The organism is Streptomyces sp. NPDC059454, assembly GCF_042749965.1.
Taxonomy (GTDB): domain Bacteria; phylum Actinomycetota; class Actinomycetes; order Streptomycetales; family Streptomycetaceae; genus Streptomyces.
This window is the reverse complement of sequence record NZ_JBHYVC010000047.1, coordinates 16547-38307: the sequence shown is the minus strand read 5'-3', so window position 1 is coordinate 38307 and position 21761 is coordinate 16547. Positions and strand designations below refer to the sequence as shown.

Here is a 21761-nt window from a genome sequence, read left to right as displayed (position 1 = left end):
CCTGACCAGGAACAGGAGGGCTCATGCCGCAGATCACCGTCGACTACTCCGAGCGACTGGCGGACGGCTTCGACCGGCCCGCCTTCGCGCGGGACCTGCACACCGCCGTCGTGGAGATCGCGGCCGCCAAGCCGCCGGCGTGCAAGACACGGTTCCGGCGGACCGAGGACGTCGTGGTCGGCCCCGACACCGACGGGCACGCCCTCGTGCACGTGCACATCGGCCTGCTGGCCGGCCGCAGCGACGAGACCAAGGCCCGGCTCACCGAGGCCGTCCTGGAACTGCTGCGGCAGTACGTGAAGCCGGCCGGGGGCCTGATGCTGCACGCCTCCGCCGAGGTGCGCGAACTCGACGCGTCCTACCGGAAGTTCGAGGAGTAAGGACTTCCGGACCGCTAGGAAGCGGCCAGCGAGATCAGCCGGGTGGCGAGGTCGGTGAACGGCCCGTCGCCCGGCTCGTCCTTGATCAGGCCACGGAGCAGCGCGGCCAGTTCCTCGTCACGGGCGGCGGCGACGGCGGCCAGCGCGGCGAAGTCCTGCACCAGCTGGGCCTCCAGCTCCTCGCGCGGTACGCGCCGCCCGTCCAGCCAGATCAGCGCCGTCGACTCGACGAGGGAGATCCAGGACCTCACGACCAGTTCCAGCCGCGCCGGCGCCGGTCCCATCACGCCCATGTGCGACAACATCTGGTCATACGCGGCCTGCCGTACGGAGTCGATCAGCGCGTTGGTGGTGGAGGAGCCGACCGCCGGGCCGCCGCGCATCAGGGCGGCGAAACCGGGCCCGTGCTCGTCGACGAAGTCGAAGAAGCGGGCCATCACCCGCCGCAGCCGCGACCCCAGCGGACCCTCGTGCGGCTCCACGAACCGGGACGCCAGATCATCCGCCGCGCGCCTCAACGCGGCCTCGTACAGGCTGAGTTTGCCGGGGAAGTAGTGATAGACCAGCGGGCGGGAGATGCCCGCCCGCGCCGCTATCTCGTCGATGGAGACCTCGTCGGGGGAACGCCGGCTGAACAGTTCGAGGGCCACGCCGATCAACTGCTGCCGCCGCTCCTCCACTCCCATTCTGCGCCGTGTCCCGGTAGTCATGCGAACACCTTACCGATCGATTCCGGCCTCGAACGGTCCGGCCCGGACCGCGGTGTTCATCCGGCTAGCGCAGTCCGCTGATCGACCGCCCGTCCTCCAGCCTGCCCCTGAGCTCCGCCCGGGCACCCTTCCGCGCGCGGACGGTCAGCAGACTGCCCCGGGCCGACGCCTCGACGCCGCCCGTCGCCCTGAGCGACGCCGTGTCGCGACTGCCGGCGGCCAGCAGGTACCAGGCGCCCGCCCCGGACTTCCACAGCACCCCGGCGAGCACGCGCGGCTCCCGCTCCCCGCAGGCCGGCACGGACTCGGCCTTCGCCGCCACCACCCCGAACCGCCCGCCCGGCGTGTGGAACTGCGCCAGCACCCGGGCCCCGCCGCCCCGCCAGGTCTCCGCACGGGTGCACACCCACTCCGCCACACCTCCCGCGCCGGGCAGCGGCTGCTCGGCGAACGCCCAGGCGTTCACGCTCCGCACCCCCGCCGAGCGCACCGCGCCCAGCGAGCAGGCGTACGGCGCCCAGGTGCGCAGCGCCTCGGCACCGGAGGCCTCACGTGTCGCGCCCGGCCGTCCGGCGGTGAGGCGGGCCGGGACCAGCTCGCCGAGGTCGGTCACCAGCCGGGTGCCGGTGCCGTCGGTCAGGTGCAGCACGTTCCAGGAGGTGCACGGCCCCGGCCGCAGGGCGGAGCTGGCCAGCGGCGAGGTCACCCCGTCGGTGAGGGGGAGGGGCAGCACGCCCGAGCCGGGCTCGCGCAGGTCCCGCTCGCCGGCCGCACGCACCCAGGGGGCCAGCAGGTAGCGGACGTTGCCGTCGGTCCGGCTCAGCACCACCGCGCCCGACCCGGCCCGCCCGGCGCCGTCGACGCGGGCGAAGTCGAGGACGGCGCCCCGCGTGCCGTCCTTCGGCTCGGCGTACCTGGCGAGGCGCAGACCGTCGTACAGGACCACCACGCGCGCGGTGTCGACCGTCCCCGCGTACAGCAGCCGGGGCGGTCCGGCGGGGCCGCCGGTCGGGGTGCCCGGGGTCGCCGACACCTGGACGCTCTTCCCGGGCCGGGCCCAGACGGCGAGGGCGCGGCGCAGCAGGGCCCGGTCGCCGGTACGATCGCCGCGCGCCGGCCACACGGAGAAGTCGGTGCGCGCGGAGGTCTGCCACGCGGTGGGGGGGACCCGGGTCAGCTTCCCCGGGTCCAGTGCGGCCCGCGCGGCCGGGTTCTGCGCGTACGGGGGTGCGGCGGCGCCGTCCGGGCCCCAGCCGTCGCCCGGCAGCCCGAGCAGCGTCCCGCACACCGCCAGCGCCGCCCCGGCGACCAGCGTGGCCTTCAGGCGCCGGCGGCGGCGCAGCAGGTCGGTCGGCCGGACCTGCAGCGCGCAGGGATCGAACTCGGGGGAGTGGAGCAGCCGGTACGGGTCGGGGATCGTGTCGGCCTCCTCCAGCGCGGCGTCCACGTCGGCGACGCCCGCCGCCGTGAGCACCTCACGCACGTCCCCGTCCGGGAGCCGTTCCAGGCCGCGCAGGGCGTGGGCGGCGCGGGCCGGTCCGGACAGCGCGGACAGCCGCTGGTCCAGCGCGAGTTCGTCGACACCGCCCGGGCGCGGGAACAACTTCAGCCCCCACACCTGCGGAAGCGGCGGCGGCAGCCGCGCCCCGCGCCTCAGCGCCGCACGCAGCACCTGGAGGCGGATCAGCGCGTACCCGGGGTCGCCGTCACGGCCGGCCCGCTGGGCGGGGATCGACGGCGCGGGGGCGCGGCCCCGGGGCAGTGCCCGCTGGACCAGGGCGTGCGCGGCGAGTACCCGCCTGCTCCGGCCCCTGCCGGACGGCAGCACCAGGTAGGCGAGCCGGACGAGCCGCGGGTAGTGCTCGACGAGCGCGGCCTCGGCCTGCTCGACACCCACGACCGGACCGGCCGCGGGGGAGGGCGGGCCGACATCCTGTGACTGCACGTTCAGCGCAACGAGCGAACCGGCGGATGGTCACCTGATCCGCGCGGTCGTTGAGCGCCGGAGGCATCGTGGCCGTATCGATGGTCGAGGGCCCCGGGCGGGGCTCCGTGCGGCGTGTCGCCGTCACGATGTCGCCGTCAGGAACCGGAGGAACACATGAGGGTGACCCGACCGATGCTCGCGCTGACCGGCGCGGTGGCGGCCCTGGCGCTGGCGGGCTGCGGAACCGGCGGTGACGGGAAGGCCGGCGTGCCACCCACCGCGACCGGCAGCCTGGAGCATCTGGCCGCCGAGGCGAAGTGCGAGCCGAACATGCAGACCGACGCCGACACCATCCGCCAGGCGCTGTGCGAGAAGGGCGACGAGAAGTACGTCCTCGCCACCTTCTCCACCGACCGCGGCCAGCGTGAGTGGCTCAACACGGCCAAGGACTACGGCGGTTACTACCTCGTCGGCCGCAAGTGGGTGGCCGTCGGCGAGGAGCGGACCGTCACGGCCCTGCGGAGCACGCTCGGCGGGACCATGGAGGAAGGCTCCGAGCACATGAACCCCGGCGGCAGCCACAACCAGGGCGGTCACCACGGCTGACCCCGGCGGCTGCGGGCGGAACCTTCGGGGGGAACGAAGAGGCCGGCGGTGGGGGATCCCACCGCCGGCCTCTTCCCGCTACCGGACTACTGGCAGTCCTGGCCGCTGTTGATGCACTCGACCATCTCGTTCATCAGGTCCTCGTCGAAGAAGTTGATGAAGTCGTTGTGGTCGGTGATCGGCTTGTGCAGCTGCTCCGGGAAGGAGTCCACCGCGAACGGGTTCACGACCTGCCCGTTCTCGATCCGCGGGGCCGGGATGTTGTCGTAGACCAGGCGGACCTGGAGCTGGGGGATGGCCTGGAAGCCGTTCGAGCAGGTGCCGTCCGCCTCGACGAAGTCGACGTGCGTGCGGTGGTTGGCGCTGTCGATGTTCTGGCCGTCCCAGCAGCTCTGGAAGGCGGACGTCCGGACCACGCTGCTGCCCTCGGGGCAGACCGGGTACTTGTCCGTCACCTGCCGGTCCTCGAAGCCGGTGCAGCTCCAAGCGGTGTTGGCGTTGTTCAGGCCGTTGGTGAATGCCTTCGCGTCACCGGTGATGATGCGCAGGGCCGTCGGCATGGCGACGACGTCGCTCGTCCGGTTGCCGACGAACTTCAGCTCCACGTCGGTGGGCGCGACGATCTTGCCGACGTTGCCGTCCTGCCCGCCGCCCGGCTGGTCCTGGTCGATGTCCTGCGTGCCGTCCTGGATCCGCAGGACCGGCCAGAAGTACGTCGACCGGTCGCCCTGGTTCTGGCAGGTCGTCTCGCCGTTCGCCAGGTCCTCGTCGCTCGCGAAGGCGGTGTTGGCCTGGTTGCCGACGTAGTCGTGCTGGTGCTGGGCGCCGTTGCTGACACCGGGAGCGACGATCACGTTGTCCGAGTTGCGGAGCGCGTTCTCGTTGGTGCCGCACTCGGTGGTGAAGCTGCCCGTCGAACCGCCGTCGCCGTTCGCGGCCAGGCCGTTGGGCAGGTTGCGGGAGTTCGGCTGGACGTCCTCGATGTCGATGAAGTCGTCCGCCACGGGGCCGTTGTCGGCCTGACCGCCGTTGCCCTGGTCCTGACCGCCGTCACCCTGGTCCTGGCCGTTGTCCTGGCCGCCTTCACCCTGGTCCTGGCCGCCGTCACCCTGGTCCTGGCCGTCGCCGTCGTTGCCGTCCGGCTGTTCGACGGGAACGCCCTGGCACTGCGCGAACCGGCCGAGGCCGCGCGGTGCCGTGCCGCCCGCGCGGTTGATGTTGATGCCGATACGGTCCAGGGTGGCCGTCCGCTTGGACTTCAGCGGTCCGAGGATGGCGTTGTCGACGTAGCCGGCATCTCCCGCCTGGGCCTGGCGCGTCTCCGCGAGACGCGTGTAGGCGTCCGTGATCTGCCGGTCCAGCAGGGCCAGTTCCCTCGCCACGCCCCTGCGCGCCTTCCTCGGCACCTTTGTCAGCTTCTGGCCGACGTCGGGGCAGTTGATCGTGGCGACCTGTGCCCCCCTCGACTTCGTCCGGTTGTGGCCTCCGTCCTCGTGTGCCGAGGCGTAGAAGTTCGCCCAGACCAGCCCGCCCCCACCGAGCGCCAGGGCCGCCGCCCCGGCTGTCACTTTGGTGGCCAGCGGCATACGGCGTTTTCTTGTGTTGCGTCCCATGGAAATCCTCTTGACCTTCCTTACGGGGGCACCTTTGCGGGGCGTCGAGCGGCCCGGCAGGAGTGAAGCGGCTCCCTTGAGTACGGGAGCCGCCCCGCGGGTGTTCACCCGTCTCGGAAATCGATGGGAGGTCAGTACGGCCACACTGGTTTCAACAGCCCATGGAGCACCGGGAGTTGTTGGTCGCCCACCCGGGGTGAAGAGGCGGGTCCGGTTTCACCGGCCGTGGTCGAGATACGCGAGAACCGCCAGCACGCGCCGGTTGTCGTCGTCCGAGACCTCAAGGCCCAGTTTGGCGAAGATGTTCGCGGTGTGCTTCGCGATCGCCCGTTCCGTCACCACCAGCCGGGCCGCGATCGCCGCGTTGGTCCGACCCTGCGCCATCAGCTCCAGCACCTCCCGCTCCCGGGGCGTCAGCCGCGCCAGCGGCCGGTCGTCGCCCGACTGCCGCGCCAGCAGCTGCTGGATCACCTGTGGGTCCATCGCCGTACCTCCCTGCGCCACCCGCCGTACCGCGTCCACGAACTGCTCCGCGTCGAACACCCGGTCCTTCAGCAGATAGCCCACTCCACCGCTGCCGTCCGCCAGCAACTCCCGCGCGTACAACTGCTCCACGTGCTGCGAGAGCACCAGCACCGGCAGCCCCGGCCGCCTGCGGCGGGCCTGAAGCGCGCACTGCAGCCCCTCGTCGGTGTGCGTCGGCGGCAGCCGTACGTCGACCACGGCGACGTCGGGATCCAGCCCGGCCAGCGCCCGGGCCAGCTCGGGCCCGGACTCCACGGCCGCCGCGATCTCGAAGTCGTGTGCTTCCAGGAGCCGGACGAGTCCGTCGCGCAGCAGGAACAGGTCTTCGGCTAGGACAACGCGCAAGGCATCTCCATGGTGACCATGGTGGGGCCGCCGGCGGGGCTGCTGACGGCCAGGACGCCGTCGAATGTACCCAGTCGCCGCTCCACTCCGGTCAGTCCCGAACCGGCCCCGGTCACCGCGCCGCCCTTGCCGTTGTCCGTGACCGTCACCCGCAGATGACCGCCGGCGTGATGCAGGTCGACCCAGATCCGGTCCGCGCCGGAGTGCTTCACCGCGTTGGTGAGCACCTCGCTCACCGCGAAGTACGCGGCCGACTCCACCGGCGCCTCGGCCCGTCCGGGCAGCTCCACGGTCACCTCCGTGGCCACCGGCAGCCGCAGTGCCAGCGCCCGCACCGCGTCACCGAGCCCGCGCTCGGCCAGCACCGGCGGATGGATGCCGCGCACCAGCTCCCGCAGCTCGGTCAGCGCCTCGGCGGAGGACTGCCGGGCGTGCGTCAGCAGCTCACGCGCCTTCGCCGGGTCCTTCTCGATCAGCGCCTCGATCGTCCCGAGGTCCATGCCCATGGCGACCAGCCGCGCCTGCGCCCCGTCGTGCAGATCCCGCTCGATGCGCCGCAGTTCGGCGGCGGAGGTGTCCACGGCGTCCCGCCGGGTCTCGGTCAGCACCCGCACCCGCTCGGTCAGCTCCCCCTGGGGCGAGCCGAGGACGGCCCGGGTGAGCAGGAAGTGGACATGCAGCAGGCGCGGGGTGACGAAGTGCGCGAAGAACAGCAGGGCCAGGGCGAGCACGCCGGCGCCGAGCGCGGACGTCTGGTCCGTGACCCGCACGAAGCCGTACCAGTACCCGTCGGGCAGCACCCGCCACAGCCCGACGGCGATGGCCATGCCCTCCAGCGGGTAGACCAGCAGCGCGAACGGCAGCAGCGCGGTGACGAAACCGGCGGTCATGTCGACGGGCAGCCACCGCAGATCCCGCCAGGTCGCCGGGTCGCCCAGCATCCCGAACGTCCGCCCCCACGGGTTGGCGTCCTTCGGCACCGGCCGGTACGACGGCGGGATCCGCACCCCGCCCCACTCGGCCGCCAGCACCCGCCGCCAGTTCGCGAACGCCCGCACCCCCCTCAGCACGTACGGGGTGGTGACGATGCCGACGCCGATCGGTATCAGCGCGATGGACACGGCGGACAGCACGAAGCACAGCACCGCCCCCGGCAGCGCCACCAGGGCGAGCGCCAGCCCCCGTATCGCGGCGAGCGCGATGCCCCGTCCCTTGGTCCGTCCCTGGCCGTTCTTCGTGTCGGTGGTCATGGCACAAGTCTGGCGGGGCGGGACGGGTGGGGCACTGGGCCGGGCACCCGGCCGCGGGGTGGTGTCACCTACACCTCTCCGGTGGTCCCCAGCACCTTCGCCTCCACCTTTGGATCGAGCCCCTTGCCGGTCCGGTCCGGGCGCTGGGGCGCGGTGCCGCCGATGTCCCGCAGCCAGGCCCAGGTGTCGGCCACGGTCTCGGCGACCGGACGGCAGCGCAGCCCCGCGGCGACCGCCCGGGAGACGTCCGCCGAGTGCAGCGCGTCGTGCAGGTCGCTGCCCGGCGGCACCCACACCGGCAGCTGCGTCCACGGCTCGATCCCCGCCTCGAGGATCACCTCCGGAGCGGTCCACCGCAGTTCGGCCGTGCCCCCGGTCACTCCGGCGCACGCCTCCAGCAGCTCGCCCGTCGTGGTGTGCCCCTGCGGCGACATCAGGTTGTACGGCCCGCTCAGCTCCCGCTGTGCCGCCCCGAGGATCCACTCCGCGAGGTCGCGGACGTCGACGTACTGGAGCGGCAGGTCACGCGGGCCGGGCGCGAGGACCGGGCCGCCGCGCGCCATCCGGTTCAGCCACCAGGGCAGCCGGCCCACGTTCTCGTACGGCCCGAGGATCAGCCCCGCCCGCACCAGCAGCGACCGGTCCGCGCCGAAGGCGTCCACGGCGGCCAGCTCACCGCCCCGCTTGTCCCGCGCGTAGTCCGTGCGGTCCGCGTCGGCGCGGGCGCCCTCCACCACGGGCGCCTGCTCGGTGTACCCGGCGGGCGGGGCCCAGTCGTACACCGAGCAGCTCGACACGTACACGTACCGCCCGGCGCGGCCCCGCAGCAGCCGCGCCGCGTCCCGCACCGCGCGCGGTGCGGCCGACCAGGTGTCGACGACGACGTCCCACTCGCCGGGGTCCTCGGCGAGCGCGGCCTGACCGCCGGGCGCGGTGCGGTCGCCCAGCAGCGTCCGCGCGCCCTTCGGGGCCTCGTGCCGTCCCCGGTGGAAGACGGTCACCTCCCAGCCCCGCCCGAGGGCCGCCTCGACGACGGCCCGGCCCGCGAACTCCGTACCACCCAGCATCAGAAGTCTCATACCGGTGACTCTGCCCGGCGGGGCGGCACAAGGGAACGGGAATCTGCTGTCGGCAGACCGGCCGCAGACGGCTCAGCGCCCGGTCGGCGGAACGTACTTGTAGCCGACCCGGCGTACGGTGCGGATCGTGTCCCGGTGTCCGGCGCCCAGTTTGCGGCGCAGCCGGGCGATGTGGACGTCGACGGTACGGCCGTCGCCGACATGGCCGTAGCCCCACACCGTGCCGACCAGGTGGTCCCGGGTGTGCACCCGGCCCGGGTGCGCCACGAGATGGGCGAGCAGCTCGAACTCCAGGTAGGTGAGCTCGAGTTGCCGTCCGTCGACGTGGGCGGTGCGCTGCGCGGTGTCGACGTGGATGAGTGGATCGCCGCCGGGCTGCCCGGCCGGCTCCGCCACCGCGACCGGGAACGGCGGCTGCTGGTCGGCGGGGACCAGCACCAGGTAGCCGACCATCGGCGGGCGGCCGGGCAGGACGGGCAGGGCGTGCTGCGGCGCGGGCAGCCAGGTGGCGCCCGGCGGCAGCAGATCCGCGACGGTCACCACCTCGTCCCGGTCGACGGCACGCAGCCGGGGGTGAGCGGAAGCGGCAGGGGACGCGGAGGGCAGGGAACGGGTGGTCGCCATGAGTCGTCAGCTCTTTCGCGCGAAGGAGTTCGTCGAAGACGTACGCGGTGCGCGGCGGCCGAAGGCCGGGAGAAGTCCGGGTTTCAGAGGGCCGGCGCGTTCGTCGCGCGACAACACACCCGGTCGAAGTCGTGGTGCTGACGGGAGGGCCAGAACGGCTCGAGGTCACGGCGACCCGTCGCGTCGTATCTGCGGAAGCCGGCCATGCGTCCATTGAAGCAGACACCCACGGCCGGCAGGAGCCCCCTCTCACCGCTCGGACAACGCGAAGGGGCGCCCACCCGGCGGTGGACGCCCCTCGCGGCTGAGGTACGGGTCAGACCTGGCCGGCCTTCTCCAGCGCGGTGCAGCACGTGTCGACCAGCAGACGGGTCACCACGTACGGGTCGACGTTGGCGTTCGGACGGCGGTCCTCGATGTAGCCCTTGCCGTCCTTCTCGACCTGCCACGGGATGCGGACCGAGGCGCCGCGGTCCGAGACGCCGTAGGAGTACTCGTTCCACGGGGCGGTCTCGTGCAGACCGGTGAGACGGTCGTCGATGCCGGCGCCGTAGTTCTTCACGTGGTCCAGCGGCTTGGAGCCCTCACCGAGCGACTCGCACGCGGTGATGATCGCGTCGTACCCCTCGCGCATCGCCTTGGTGGAGAAGTTGGTGTGCGCGCCCGCGCCGTTCCAGTCGCCCTTGACCGGCTTGGGGTCGAGGGTGGCGGAGACCTCGAAGTCCTCGGCCGTGCGGTAGAGCAGCCAGCGGGCCACCCACAGCTGGTCGGAGACCTCCAGCGGGGCCAGCGGGCCGACCTGGAACTCCCACTGGCCGGGCATGACCTCGGCGTTGATGCCGGAGATGCCGAGGCCCGCCTTCAGGCAGTTCTCCAGGTGCGCCTCGACGACGTCGCGGCCGAAGATCTCGTCCGAGCCGACACCGCAGTAGTAGCCGCCCTGCGCGGCCGGGAAGCCGCCCTCGGGGAAGCCGAGCGGGCGGGCGCCCTTGAAGAAGGTGTACTCCTGCTCGATGCCGAAGACCGGTTCCTGCGCGGTGAACTTCCCGGCGACCTCGGCCAGCGCGGCACGGGTGTTGGTCTCGTGCGGCGTCATGTCCGTGTTCAGGACCTCGCACAGCACCAGGACGTCGTCGCCGCCGCGGATGGGGTCCGGGCAGACGAAGACCGGCTTGAGGACGCGGTCGGAGTTGTGACCCTTGGCCTGGTTGGTGGAGGAACCGTCGAAGCCCCAGATCGGCAGCTCCGCGCCCTTGGCGTCGTCGGCCAGGATCTTCGTCTTGGACCGCAGCTTGGCGGTCGGCTCGGTGCCGTCGATCCAGATGTACTCGGCCTTGAAGCTCACGGTCCACATCCTTCGGGGGTGGGTCTGGGCGCTTGTGCGGGTGCTGCGGCGCTGCGGCACTGGGGCGCCGCCGTCGATGCCACGCAGCCTGTCAACAGGCGATTTCCCGGCCATTGCCCGAATGTGAACCCCGTGTTACCTGACACTGCTGTGTCCCGCCGCACGGTGTGAGTGGGCGCGAGGAGGCGCGGCCTGCAAGCGGGGGGAACACGGGCGGGCCCGCCGCCCCGGTGGGGGAGCGGCGGGCCCTGGGAATCCGCGACGAACCCGGACCTCACCCCACCTTCTCGATCACCGCCCGGCGGATCAGGAACTTGCCGGCCTCGCGGACCTGCTCGAAGGCCGCGTTGTTGAGCAGCACGCAGCTGCCGGACACCGAGGTGACCTCCACCGTCGTGGACTTGTCGTTGTCCAGGTTGGTGACCTTCAGTTTCGTACCGGCCGGGAACTGGTTGCTGGACGCGGCCGGGGCGCCGTCCTCGCCGGAGAGGGTGACGGTCGACCCGTCGCACACCTGCTCGCCGGAGGCCTGGCCGGCTTGTCCGCCCTGGTCACCCGCGGCCGGCTGCGAGGGGGCGGGCTGCGAGGGCGCGGGCTGCTCCGGCTGCGCGGCCTGGGAGTCCTGAGCCGACTCCCCCACCGTGCACCCGGACGCCTCCTGCTGGCGCCGGATCTGGGCGATGACCGCCTCGCGGTTGGCGATCCGCGCCCCGGACTGCGCGTCGGGGGCGGCCCGCTGGCCCTCGATGAACTCCTGGTTGTTGCCGAGCGCGGTGGCGAGCCCCTGACAGACGGTCGAGTCCGCCGCCGACTTGGTGGTCGGCGGCGGCGCGGCGTTCGACGTGGTCGCCATGACGAAGGCCCCGCCTCCCGCCACCGTCGCGGCGCTCAGCAACAGCGCGAGCTTCTTCTTCGGGCCGAGAGTTCTCCTGCGCGACATGCGCGCCTCCTGAAGAGGTAGGGGAGCGTACGGCGCTATGTACGAGATACCGAACGGAGTTGCTCAGCGGCCGGGTCAACTCGCCGAAGTGGCCTGCGTCACACGGTCGTCAGCGGGAGAGGGCGTCCCGTACGGCGTCCTCCGTGCGGCCCACGACCGCCGTACCGTCGTCCGCCGTGATGATCGGCCGCTGGATCAGCTTGGGATGCGAGGCGAGCGCCGCGATCCAGCGGTCCCGCGTACCGGCGTCCCGCGCCCACTCCTCGATCCCCAGCTCCGTCGCGACGGCCTCCTGGGTCCGGGTGATGTCCCACGGCTCCAGCCCGAGCCGCTCCAGCACCGCCCGGATCTCGTCCTCGCTCGGCACGTCCTCCAGGTACCGCCGCACGGTGTACTCGGCCCCCTCGGCGTCGAGCAGGTTGATGGCGCTACGGCACTTGGAACAGGCGGGATTGATCCAGATCTCCATGCCGCCCACGGTACGCCGCCATGCCGTTGTTCGAATTCCCCGACCTCGTGCGCGTGTCTCGCGGGACCGGTGTGACGGTATGTCAAAACCCGTGCCGACCAGGGCATTTATTGGCTTCTTCGGGTCTGCCGATTGTCAGTGGGGGGCAGTAGACTGGAGGCAGTGTTCGAGGGTGGTGCCGGGGTCGTCGGGGATCCCGGCGGGCCGCCCCGACCGCGACAGGAGGATGCCCGTGCCCGCTGCCGCACTGAAGCCGAAGCCCCTGCCCACCCAGTCCACCGCGAAGCGTCCCGTGCTGCTCGAACTGCCCTGCGCCCCGGTGGAGAAGCGTGCCCTGCCGGCGGGCCGCCCGCGCGAGTGGTACGTCACGCACAACCGCCGGCTCAAGGCGATGCGGCTCGCCATCGCCCTGCTCGACTCCGGCGTCTACCTGCCGGGCCAGGCCCGCAACGAGAAGATCCGCACCACGGCGGCACTGATCGGCGTCCACCCGCCGTCGGACACCACGTGCCACATGGTGCGCGCGTTCATGCGCTACAACCGCTGAGTTCACAACCGGTGCCGGGCGACCTCCGTGCGTGAGGCGCCCGGCACCGCTGTGCCGCGCGCTGAGGCAGTATGGGCGGGTGAGGGCGCCGCCCTCACCCCGAAGTCGCCGCGGTCCGGCGGCACTTGTGTCGGCAGGCCGCACGGTCGCGCCCCTGCCGGAGGAGAAAGGTCCGACGGTTGGCTGAGGAGAGGACGGTCCCGGTCCCGTCGTCCTGGATGACGCTGTCCGGCCGGTACGGCCGCGCCTTCGCCCGGGCCTGCGACATCGCCATGGCGCTGGGCGTCTTGATGGCGGCGAACCAGTACAGCGAGGACTACGACCTGGTCCTGGGCTTCCTGATGGCACTGTGCCTGCTGGCCCGCAGACGGTTCCCCGGCACGGTGATGGCGGCCGTCCTGGCGTTGACCGTCGTCCAGTTCGTCCTGGACGACCGGCCCGACGTCCCGCTGGCGTCGTCGCCCGCCGCGTACAACGTGGCCGTGCTGTTCGCCATGATCTCGGTCGTCCACCATTCCCGGACCATCTGGATGCCGTATCTCGCGGGCGCCACGGTGCTGCTGGCCACGTTGGCCGGAACGGTGGGGATGCCGCCCCTGGGGATCGAGCCGTTCGTCGATCTCGAGGTGTTGCTGACCTTCTGGGGACTGACGCTGACGGTCTGGCTGACGGCCTTCTCCCTGCACACGCGGCGGCTCTACGCCGAGAGCCAGGCGGACCGCGCCTTGCACGTCCAGCGGGAACAGGAGCAGCGCGTCCGGCTGGCCGCGGCCCGGGAGCGGGCCGACATCGCCCGTGAACTGCACGACGTGGTGGCGCACAGCCTGGCCGTGATGATCCTTCAGGCAGACGGCGCCGAGGCCGTGCTGCGGAAGTCGCCGGACATGGCCCAGTCCGCGCTGAAGACGATCGCCGCCACGGGCCGGGACGCCATCGACGACATGCACCGCATCGTCCGGGTGCTGCGCGAGGGAAACCCGGACTCCGCCGACTCCGCCGACGGCGGCCCGCCACGGCGCCTGGTCACCCTCGACGAGATCGAGGTCGTCGCCGAACGCGCACGGGCCGCCGGACTGACCGTGGACGTGTCGGTCGAGGCCGGCGAAGGACGGCTGTCGCCGGCGGAGGAGATGACGGCCTTCCGCATCGTCCAGGAGTGCCTCACGAACGTGCTCCGCCACGCCGGAGCCGGGGCCGGGGTCGACATCCGGCTCCACGAGGAGCAGGACACACTGCTGATCAGCGTGGTCGACGACGGAGCGGGCACCCTCGCCGGCCGCGGCGTCGGGGGCTCCGGAGGGAACGGGCTCGTGGGGATGCGGGAGCGGGTGGAACTCGCCGGGGGCAGCTTCGAGGCCGGCCCCCGGCTCGGCAGCGGATGGCACGTACGTGCCTCGATTCCGACAAGGACGAAGCGATGACGCAGGCAGACAGGCCGATCCGGGTGGCCGTGGTGGACGACCAGCCGCTGATCCGGGCCGGATTCTCCATGGTGCTGGCCGGTCAGGACGACATCGAGGTCGTCGGTGAGGCGGAGAACGGGGCGGAGGCCCTCGACCTGCTGCACAAGGTCGAGGCGGACGTCGTCATCATGGACATCCGCATGCCCGTCATGGACGGCATCCAGGCCACGGAGCAGCTGATGCGGCGGGACGACCCGCCCGGGGTACTGGTGCTGACCACCTTCGACAACGACGAGGACGCGTTCGCGGCGCTGCGCGCCGGAGCCGGCGGCTTCCTGCTGAAGAACGCCCCCGCCACGGAGGTGGTGAACGCCATCCGGGTCCTGGCCGCGGGGGAGTCGGTGGTGGCGCCGCGCATCACCCGGCTGCTCCTCGACCGGGTCTCGGACCGGCTGGCACCGGCGAACGGACAGGCCGAACGGCTGGACGTCCTCACCGCGCGCGAGCGGGACGTGCTCGCCCTGGTCGCCCGAGGGCTGTCCAACGCCGAGATCGCGGCGGAGCTGTACGTCGCGGGGGCCACGGTGAAGACGCACCTGGGCAACCTCATGGCCAAACTGCACCTGCGGGACCGCGCCCAGGCCGTCGTGTTCGCCTATGAGTCCGGGCTGGTCCGTCCCTCCCCCTGAGGGTGCAGAAGCGCCCCCGGGTTCTGCCCCCCGGGGCGCGGGAACCACCCCGCCCGGCGTGCCAGATCCGCCGCGTCCGATCTCGGATGCGTGGCCGATGTCCGGCGGGCCGCCGAACTCCAGACTTCTCACTGTCGCCGAACGCGGCCGAGAAGACACCGGAGGATTCGATGAACACCACGCCCACCACGCAGAACCGCAAGCGGAACCGTCTCGTCATCGGCGCGGCCACGGCCGTGATCGTCGCGGCCCTGGCCGCCGGGGCGGGGTACTGGTGGCAGGACCGCGACGAGCTCAGCCAGGCCTCCGCCGAGGACTGCCGGCTGGCGCAGCGCATCATCACCGAGGCCGAGGAGATCTCCACCGGCCCCGTGCCGGACGCGGAGCGGTGGTGGAGGGAAACCGGCGACGAGCGCCGCGCGCAGATGAAGGACGGCTACCTCGGAGCCAAGATCTCCCGGTACGAGGGGTGGGCGGTCGAGACCGCCAAGAAGTCCCCCGAAGCGCCGTCCGCGAAGGACGTGAAGAACCTCCAGGAAGACGCGCGGGGACACTGCTCGGACTCCGGCGTCACCCTCTCCATGCCGCCGCTCGGCTCCTGACCCGGATTGCGAGAACCGTCCCCATGGCTGTCCACACCGCCGCCCGCGGCCACGCGCCGGACGACGTCATCACCGCCACCGCCCTGGTGAAGACCTACCGTCAGGGCACCGCCGAGGTGCGGGCCCTCGACGAGGTGTCCGTCGGCATCCGTCGCGCCCGGTTCACCGCCGTCGTCGGTCCCTCCGGGTCGGGGAAGTCGACCCTGATGCACTGCGCCGCCGGACTCGACACCGTCACCTCCGGCAGCATCGTCCTGGACGGAACGGAGATCACCGGACTGTCCGACCGGCAGCTGACCCGGGTGCGCCGGAAGCGGATCGGGTTCGTCTTCCAGTCGTTCAACCTGCTGCCGCAGCTGACGGCCTACGAGAACATCGTGCTGCCCGTCACCATGTCCGGCGGGCGCCCGGACCGCGAGCTGGTGGACCACCTCTGCGAAGTCCTCGGCATCGCCCACCGGGTGTCGCACCGCCCCGCCGAACTGTCCGGGGGCCAGCAGCAGCGGGTCGCCGTGGCCCGGGCGCTGGTGGCCCGGCCGGCCGTGGTCTTCGCCGACGAACCCACCGGCAACCTCGACTCCCGGGCCGGCGCCGAAGTCCTCACCATGCTGCGCCGGTCCGTCGACGACCTCGGCCAGACGGTCGTGATGGTCACCCACGACCCCGCGGCCGCCCGGTACGCGGACCGGGTGCTGACCCTCGCGGACGGACGCGTCGTGAAGGACGAGCACGCGGCCCCCTCCGGACACGCGGCCCCCTCCGGACGGGCCGCCGCACTCGCCACCGACGTCAGGGGGCGGCGGCGATGAGGACCCCGTGGCGCGCGACCGTTCTGGGCTCCCAGGTGGCGGAGCTCCTGAGACGGCCCGGACGGTTCATGGCGACCGGACTGTCGCTGCTGATCGCGGCGTTCGTCGTCTTCGGGGCCGTGATGGCCCAGCAGATCATCACCGCGACCGTCGTCGAGAAGTTCCGCGGCACCCCCGAAGCGGTGTCGCTGGTGGTCACGCCCGGCGACGGGGAGGAGATCGGCGAGGCCCGCCTCCGGGAGATCCGGAAGACGCCCGGGGTCACCGAGGCCGTCGGCCGGATGGACGGCGGCAGCCCGCTGGGCGGCAGCGCCGTCGAACGCTACCTCGCTCTGTCCGCGGACCCGGGCACCGGCGCCCTGGCGGAAGTCCGGCTGGTCAAAGGCACGTACCCCTCCGGCCCGGGCCGGCTCGCCGTCAACACGCGGGCCGCGCGGGAGTACGACCTCGCTCCGGGGGCGTCGCTCACCCTGCTGCAGCCCGAACCCGACGGCGACGGCACCCGACGGGTGACGGTCGAGGTCAGCGGCATCGTCCGCAGCACCGCCACGAACGACACGGAGCCCACCGGGTACGCCCCCGGCCCCCGACTCGGGGAACTGCTCGGCGTGTCGGGCTATACCCGCATCGACATCCGCACCGACACCGCGTCCTCCGCGTCCGGTTCCGCGTCCGCGGAGCTGACGGAGCTGACGGAGCGGATCCGGCAGGCGGTGGCCGGAGCGCAGGTACGGCCCGGGGACGAGGCGCGGGACCAGGAGGCCGACGAGGCGGTGGCGGAGGCGAAGGACACCCTGGAGCTGGTCACCGTCTTCCTCGCCGTCGCCGTCGGCGCGGCCGTTCTCGTCGCGACCTCCACCTTCCGCATCGTCTTCGCACGGCGCGTACGCCAGCTGGCGCTGCTGCGCGCCATCGGGGCGACCCCGCGACGGCTCGCCGCCGCGCTCGTCGTCGAAGGAGCGGTGGTCGGCCTGCTGGCCGGCGCGACCGGTGTGCTGGCGGCCTGGGGCTGCGGGCGGCTCGTCCCCCCGGTCGCCGGGCGGTTCGGGCACGACCTGTCCGTCCCCTCCCACCTCCCGCCGACGGAGGCCGTCCTCACGGTTCTCGGCACCGGCCTCCTGGCGGTCCTGGCGGTCCTGGCCCCGTCCCTGAGCGCCTCACGGGTCTCCCCGCTGCAAGCCCTGCGCAGCGCGGCGTCCGGAGAGGACGCGGTGAGTGGTGTCGGCCGGACCCTGCTGGGCCTGCTGTGCGCGGCGGGCGCCGCGCTCCTCGCCCGGCAGCAGTACGACGGGCTGCCCCAGCCGGGCGACACGGAGTACGACCGGTTCGCGGCGCTGACCGTCGTGGTGCTCTCGGGCGGACTGGCCTTCCTGGCCCTGGTCGCCCTCGGCCCCCGTCTGGTCCGGCCGGTGCTGTCGGCCGTCGCCGTGCCACTGCGCCGCACCGGTGCGGCCGGCCGCCTCGCGGTCGCGGGCGTCGGGGGCGCGCCGGGCAGGGCGGCCTCGGTCTCGGTCGTCGTGGCCCTCGGCGTCTGCCTGGTCGGCTCGACCCTGACCTGCCTCGCCTCCCTGAACGCCTACGAGCGCTACCGGCAGGCGGTGGAGGCACCCGCCGACTTCTCCCTGTACGCGGGGGACAGCGAGTCGCTGGACCGGTCGCTGGCCGCCGATCTGGCCTCTCACCCCGAACTGGCCGACGTGAGCGCGTTCCGTACGGCGGAGGTCGTCGAGGGCACCAGCAGCGCGACGATCTCCGACCTCGACCTCGGCACCGTCCGCTCCGGCGTGAGCCTGACCGCCCGTACCGGCTCCCTCGACCACCTCGACCCCGCCCACGTCGTCGTGGACGCCGACCACGCCCACCGGCTCGGCGTCCGGGCAGGCGACCGCGTGACGCTGGAGTTCGAGGGCCGCCCCGTCGACCTCACCGTGGCGGCGACCCTGCCCGGAGCCGGACCCTACGGAGGGAACTTCTTCGTCCCCGCCGCGGATCTCACCCGTATGGGAGCGGACGCCGCGCCCACCACGGTCACCGCCAACGCCTCGGAAGACGGCTCCCAGGGGCGGATACGCGCACAGCGGGCCATCACCGACACGTTGACCGGCCCGGAACGCGGCGACGGCCGCGTCGTCGCCGAGAGCTCGGCCGGACAGGCCGAGGGCTCGGAGGACCTGCGGACGATGGCCACGACAGTGATCATGGTCCTGGGCCTGACCGTCCTGGTGGCGGTCGCCGGAGTCGCGACCACGGCGAGTCTCACCGTCGTCGAACGCAAGCGTGAGTTCGGGCTGTTGCGGGCCCTGGGCCTCAGTGGAGCGGCCGTGCACCGCATGGTCACGGTGGAATGTGCGCTCTACGGCGTACTGGGCGGGATCCTCGGTCTGGCCCTCGGCGTGCCGTACTCCTGGCTGGTGGTCCGTGTCGCCGAGACGAGCGCCCCGTTCAGCGTCCCGGCAGGCGAACTCGCGGTGGTCTTCACCGCCCTCGTCCTGGTGACCGCCGCCGCGGGAATGGTGCCCGCCCTCCGCGCCTCCCGGACCTCACCGACGGTCGCCGTCGGCCAGAGCGACTAGCCGGGATCAGTAGGGGCGGAAGTCGAGGTAGCCGAGCAGCACGATCACCGCGACGACGCACCCGAGCACCACGGCCGTCGACACCCACGACGAGCGGCCGGACGATCCCCGGTACTCCGGTTCGCCGCGGAACGGGACCGGTCCTGGCGGGTTGTCCTTCCAGCGCGCGGCGAGCATCCGGGCCCGCGCCGACGGCTCCTTGTGCTCGGCGCCGTCCGCCCACTTGAGGTCGAACTCCCGTGCCTCGTCGTCCCGTTCGGACATCCCCGTGACTTTCTCTCGAACAACGGTGTCAGATCAAGGATCCCTCTCCGCGTACGGAGAGGAAAGCTTTCCGGACACACGACGGCGCCCCCGCCCCTGGAGGAACCAGGGGCGGGGGCGCCGTGGGCCGGTCACACGTCGAAGTAGAGCTCGAACTCGTGCGGGTGCGGGCGGAGCTGGAGCGGGGCGATCTCGTTGGTGCGCTTGAAGTCGATCCACGTCTCGATCAGGTCCGGCGTGAAGACGTCGCCCTGGAGGAGGAACTCGTGGTCGGCCTCGAGGCGGTCGAGGACCGCGCCGAGGGAGGTCGGGACCTGGGCCACGCCCGCGTGCTCCTCGGGGGCCAGCTCGTAGAGGTCCTTGTCGATCGGCTCGGCCGGCTCGATCTTGTTCTTGATGCCGTCCAGACCCGCGAGCAGCAGGGCCGAGAAGGCCAGGTACGGGTTGCCGGAGGCGTCCGGGGCGCGGAACTCGACGCGCTTGGCCTTCGGGTTGGAGCCGGTGATCGGGATGCGCATCGCGGCGGAGCGGTTGCGCTGCGAGTACACCAGGTTCACCGGGGCCTCGAAGCCCGGTACCAGACGGTGGTACGAGTTCACCGTCGGGTTGGTGAAGGCCAGCAGCGACGGCGCGTGCTTGAGGATGCCGCCGATGTAGTAGCGGGCGGTGTCCGACAGGCCGGCGTAGCCCTGCTCGTCGTAGAAGAGCGGCTCGCCGCCCGCCCACAGCGACTGGTGGACGTGCATGCCCGAGCCGTTGTCACCGAAGATCGGCTTCGGCATGAAGGTCGCGGTCTTGCCGTTGCGCCAGGCGACGTTCTTCACGATGTACTTGAAGAGCTGCAGGTCGTCCGCGGCGGCGAGCAGCGTGTTGAACCTGTAGTTGATCTCGGCCTGGCCGGCGGTGCCCACCTCGTGGTGCTGGCGCTCGACCTTCAGGCCGGCCTTGGCCAGCTCCAGGGACATCTCGGCGCGCAGGTCGGCGAAGTGGTCGACCGGCGGGACCGGGAAGTAGCCGCCCTTGTAGCGGACCTTGTAACCGCGGTTGTCCTCCAGCGCACCGGTGTTCCAGGCGCCCGCCTCGGAGTCGATGTGGTAGAAGGACTCGTTCTCGGACGTCTTGAAACGCACGCTGTCGAAGACGTAGAACTCGGCCTCGGGGCCGAAGTACGCGGTGTCCGCGATCCCGGTGGAGGCCAGGTACGCCTCGGCCTTCTTGGCCACGTTGCGCGGGTCGCGGGAGTACTGCTCGCCCGTGATCGGGTCGTGGATGAAGAAGTTGATGTTCAGCGTCTTGTCGCGGCGGAACGGGTCGACCCGGGCGGTCGACAGGTCCGCGCGCAGCGACATGTCGGACTCGTGGATGGCCTGGAAGCCGCGGATCGACGATCCGTCGAACGCCAGCTCCTCGTCCGGGTCGAACGCCTCGGCAGGGATCGTGACGTGCTGCATCACACCCGGGAGGTCGCAGAACCGGACGTCGATGAACTTGACGTCCTCGTCCGCGAGGTACTTCTTGGCGTCGTCGGCGTTCTGGAACATCCAGCTCCTCCTACTCCCGACCGTCCCGCCGGGGTGGTAGATCGTTCGTGTGGCCGGTGCGACCGGCACACGCTCCCCTCGACCCTAGGGACGGGTCATTTCTCGGGCGTGACCCATTTGTTTCGCACAAGTTAACCGGCTCCTCTCCCACGGTAGCCCCGGCGCACCCCGCCGTCCTGTGGTCATATCCGGGCGCAGTACCGTGGACGGGTGGACAACAGGCAAGCAATCGGATCATGGCTCTCCGGGCCCCGCGCGGCCCTGGAGGACGCCGGTGCCGAGTTCGGCTACCGGGGTGAGCAGCTGGGGCTGCCGGAGGACGGACCGGGCTCGATCGCACGCCCCGGCCGCAGGCTCGGCGCCCTCGCCGTGGACTGGGGCCTGTGCGTCCTGATCGCATACGGTCTGATCACCGACGGCTACGACGGACAGGCGACCGGCAACTGGGCGCTGCTGGTGTTCCTCGTGCTGAGCGTCCTCACCGTCGGCACGGTCGGCTTCACGCCCGGCAAGCGCCTGTTCGGGCTGCGGGTGGTCGCCCTCGGCACCGGCCGGATCCAGCCGCTGCGCGGGCTGGTGCGCTCAGCGCTGCTGTGCCTCGCCGTCCCCGCGCTCGTCTGGGACCGCGACGGCCGCGGCCTGCACGACCGGCTGGCCCGCACGGTCGAGGTGCGGATCTGACACCCGCTCCCGACGGGCCACGGCGGGATACGACGAGGTACGGCGGGATACGACGACGGGGCGCCGGAAGTGATTCCGGCGCCCCGTCGTCGTGGAGGAAAGGGTGGGTCAGCGGCCCCTCGGTCCGCCGCCCTTCGGCAGTCTCATGCCCTTGGGCATCGGGCCCTTCGGCAGCGGCATGTTGCTCATCAGGTCGCCCAGGGCGCGCAGCCGGTCGTTGGTCGCGGTGACCTGCGGGCCGGTGAGCACGCGGGGCAGCTTGAGCATGGTCGTGCGGACCTTCTTCAGCTCCACCTGACCCTCGCCGGTGCCCACGATCAGGTCGTGCACCGGGACGTCCGCGACGATGCGGTTCATCTTCTTCTTCTCGGCGGCCAGCAGGCTCTTCACCCGGTTCGGGTTGCCCTCGGCGACCAGCACGATGCCGGCCTTGCCGACCGCGCGGTGCACCACGTCCTGGCTGCGGTTCATCGCCACCGCGGGGGTCGTCGTCCAGCCCCGGCCGATGTTGTCGAGCACGGCCGCGGCGGCGCCCGGCTGTCCCTCCATCTGCCCGAAGGCGGCCCGCTCGGCCCGGCGCCCGAAGACGATCGCCGTCGCGAGGAAGGCGAACAGGAGGCCCAGGATGCCTAGATAGATGGGGTACCCGAGCAAGAAACCGATCGCGAGGAAGACACCGAAGGTGATGATTCCGACAGCCGCGAGTACAAGACCGATCTTCTTGTCGGCCCTGCGGGTCATCTTGTAGGTCAGGGCGATCTGCTTCAGTCGCCCGGGGTTCGCAGCGTCCGCTGCGGTTTCCTTCCTCGCCATGCCATGAAGTCTACGTGTCCCCGCCG

At 72.1% G+C, this 21761-nt stretch carries 22 protein-coding genes; 9 read left to right on the top strand and 13 right to left on the bottom strand.

Going from position 1 to position 21761, the window contains the following annotated elements:
* The first annotated feature begins 23 nt into the window (after positions 1–23).
* The gene (locus tag ACFXAE_RS26290; protein WP_384719110.1) at positions 24–380 is read left to right on the top strand and encodes a 5-carboxymethyl-2-hydroxymuconate Delta-isomerase; all 357 of its coding nucleotides are present in this window, start codon (positions 24–26) and stop codon (positions 378–380) included.
* Positions 381–394: 14 nt separating this feature from the next.
* Here ACFXAE_RS26290 and ACFXAE_RS26285 read toward each other — a convergent pair whose 3' ends face one another.
* Positions 395–1090 (bottom strand): TetR/AcrR family transcriptional regulator, encoded by a 696-nt coding sequence (locus ACFXAE_RS26285; protein WP_384719108.1) that lies wholly within the window; start codon positions 1088–1090, stop codon positions 395–397.
* Between the two features lie 64 nt (positions 1091–1154).
* Positions 1155–3035, bottom strand: coding sequence for a hypothetical protein (locus ACFXAE_RS26280; RefSeq protein WP_384719106.1), 1881 nt, complete (start codon positions 3033–3035; stop codon positions 1155–1157).
* 156 nt (positions 3036–3191) lie between these two features.
* On the opposite strand from ACFXAE_RS26280, the gene ACFXAE_RS26275 reads away from it, so the two are divergent.
* Positions 3192–3623 carry a hypothetical protein gene (locus tag ACFXAE_RS26275; protein ID WP_384719104.1) on the top strand — a complete coding sequence of 144 codons (432 nt, stop codon included), beginning with the start codon at positions 3192–3194 and terminating at the stop codon, positions 3621–3623.
* Between the two features lie 86 nt (positions 3624–3709).
* Here the strand turns inward: ACFXAE_RS26275 and ACFXAE_RS26270 are convergent, their stop codons facing one another.
* The 8 genes from ACFXAE_RS26270 to ACFXAE_RS26235 all read right to left on the bottom strand — a co-directional run bounded on the left by ACFXAE_RS26270 (position 3710) and on the right by ACFXAE_RS26235 (position 11813).
* Complete coding sequence (locus ACFXAE_RS26270; RefSeq protein ID WP_384719102.1) at positions 3710–5236, bottom strand: DUF1996 domain-containing protein; 1527 nt, start codon at positions 5234–5236, stop codon at positions 3710–3712.
* A 216-nt stretch (positions 5237–5452) separates the two neighbouring features.
* Positions 5453–6106 carry a LuxR C-terminal-related transcriptional regulator gene (locus tag ACFXAE_RS26265; protein ID WP_384719100.1) on the bottom strand — a complete coding sequence of 218 codons (654 nt, stop codon included), beginning with the start codon at positions 6104–6106 and terminating at the stop codon, positions 5453–5455.
* Entirely contained in the window at positions 6091–7356 is a 1266-nt protein-coding gene (locus ACFXAE_RS26260) for a sensor histidine kinase (protein ID WP_384719098.1), read from the bottom strand. The genes ACFXAE_RS26265 and ACFXAE_RS26260 overlap by 16 nt, the downstream gene beginning before the upstream one ends.
* Positions 7357–7424: 68 nt before the next feature.
* Entirely contained in the window at positions 7425–8435 is a 1011-nt protein-coding gene (locus ACFXAE_RS26255) for an SDR family oxidoreductase (RefSeq protein WP_384719096.1), read from the bottom strand.
* Between the two features lie 72 nt (positions 8436–8507).
* Entirely contained in the window at positions 8508–9059 is a 552-nt protein-coding gene (locus tag ACFXAE_RS26250; RefSeq protein ID WP_384719094.1) for a winged helix-turn-helix domain-containing protein, read from the bottom strand.
* Between the two features lie 316 nt (positions 9060–9375).
* A complete protein-coding gene (glnII, locus tag ACFXAE_RS26245) occupies positions 9376–10404 on the bottom strand; it encodes a glutamine synthetase (protein WP_384719092.1) in 1029 nt (342 codons plus the stop codon).
* A 274-nt stretch (positions 10405–10678) separates the two neighbouring features.
* Positions 10679–11344 (bottom strand): hypothetical protein, encoded by a 666-nt coding sequence (locus tag ACFXAE_RS26240; protein ID WP_384719090.1) that lies wholly within the window; start codon positions 11342–11344, stop codon positions 10679–10681.
* A 109-nt stretch (positions 11345–11453) separates the two neighbouring features.
* Positions 11454–11813 carry an arsenate reductase family protein gene (locus ACFXAE_RS26235; RefSeq protein WP_384719088.1) on the bottom strand — a complete coding sequence of 120 codons (360 nt, stop codon included), beginning with the start codon at positions 11811–11813 and terminating at the stop codon, positions 11454–11456.
* A 232-nt stretch (positions 11814–12045) separates the two neighbouring features.
* Here ACFXAE_RS26235 and ACFXAE_RS26230 point away from each other — a divergent pair, with 232 nt between their 5' ends.
* The 6 genes from ACFXAE_RS26230 to ACFXAE_RS26205 all read left to right on the top strand — a co-directional run bounded on the left by ACFXAE_RS26230 (position 12046) and on the right by ACFXAE_RS26205 (position 18436).
* On the top strand, positions 12046–12360 hold the full coding sequence (locus ACFXAE_RS26230; protein ID WP_384719086.1) for a hypothetical protein: 315 nt from the start codon (positions 12046–12048) through the stop codon (positions 12358–12360).
* A 179-nt stretch (positions 12361–12539) separates the two neighbouring features.
* Positions 12540–13781 (top strand): sensor histidine kinase, encoded by a 1242-nt coding sequence (locus ACFXAE_RS26225; protein ID WP_384719084.1) that lies wholly within the window; start codon positions 12540–12542, stop codon positions 13779–13781.
* Complete coding sequence (locus ACFXAE_RS26220; protein WP_384719082.1) at positions 13778–14452, top strand: response regulator; 675 nt, start codon at positions 13778–13780, stop codon at positions 14450–14452. Before ACFXAE_RS26225 ends, ACFXAE_RS26220 begins: the two co-directional genes overlap by 4 nt.
* Before the next feature lie 170 nt (positions 14453–14622).
* On the top strand, positions 14623–15054 hold the full coding sequence (locus ACFXAE_RS26215; protein ID WP_384719080.1) for a hypothetical protein: 432 nt from the start codon (positions 14623–14625) through the stop codon (positions 15052–15054).
* 86 nt (positions 15055–15140) lie between these two features.
* A complete protein-coding gene (locus tag ACFXAE_RS26210; protein ID WP_384719146.1) occupies positions 15141–15863 on the top strand; it encodes an ABC transporter ATP-binding protein in 723 nt (240 codons plus the stop codon).
* 68 nt (positions 15864–15931) lie between these two features.
* Positions 15932–18436 (top strand): FtsX-like permease family protein, encoded by a 2505-nt coding sequence (locus ACFXAE_RS26205; protein WP_384719078.1) that lies wholly within the window; start codon positions 15932–15934, stop codon positions 18434–18436.
* A gap of 6 nt (positions 18437–18442) precedes the next feature.
* Here the strand turns inward: ACFXAE_RS26205 and ACFXAE_RS26200 are convergent, their stop codons facing one another.
* Together ACFXAE_RS26200 and glnA are read right to left on the bottom strand one after the other, a co-directional pair.
* Entirely contained in the window at positions 18443–18700 is a 258-nt protein-coding gene (locus ACFXAE_RS26200; protein WP_384719076.1) for a hypothetical protein, read from the bottom strand.
* A gap of 131 nt (positions 18701–18831) precedes the next feature.
* On the bottom strand, positions 18832–20241 hold the full coding sequence (gene glnA, locus ACFXAE_RS26195) for a type I glutamate--ammonia ligase (RefSeq protein ID WP_384719074.1): 1410 nt from the start codon (positions 20239–20241) through the stop codon (positions 18832–18834).
* 210 nt (positions 20242–20451) lie between these two features.
* Here glnA and ACFXAE_RS26190 point away from each other — a divergent pair, with 210 nt between their 5' ends.
* Positions 20452–20922: an RDD family protein gene (locus ACFXAE_RS26190; protein WP_384719072.1), complete on the top strand. Its 471-nt coding sequence runs from the start codon at positions 20452–20454 to the stop codon at positions 20920–20922.
* A 108-nt stretch (positions 20923–21030) separates the two neighbouring features.
* Here the strand turns inward: ACFXAE_RS26190 and ACFXAE_RS26185 are convergent, their stop codons facing one another.
* Positions 21031–21735, bottom strand: coding sequence for a DUF4191 domain-containing protein (locus ACFXAE_RS26185; RefSeq protein WP_384719070.1), 705 nt, complete (start codon positions 21733–21735; stop codon positions 21031–21033).
* Positions 21736–21761 lie beyond the last annotated feature (26 nt).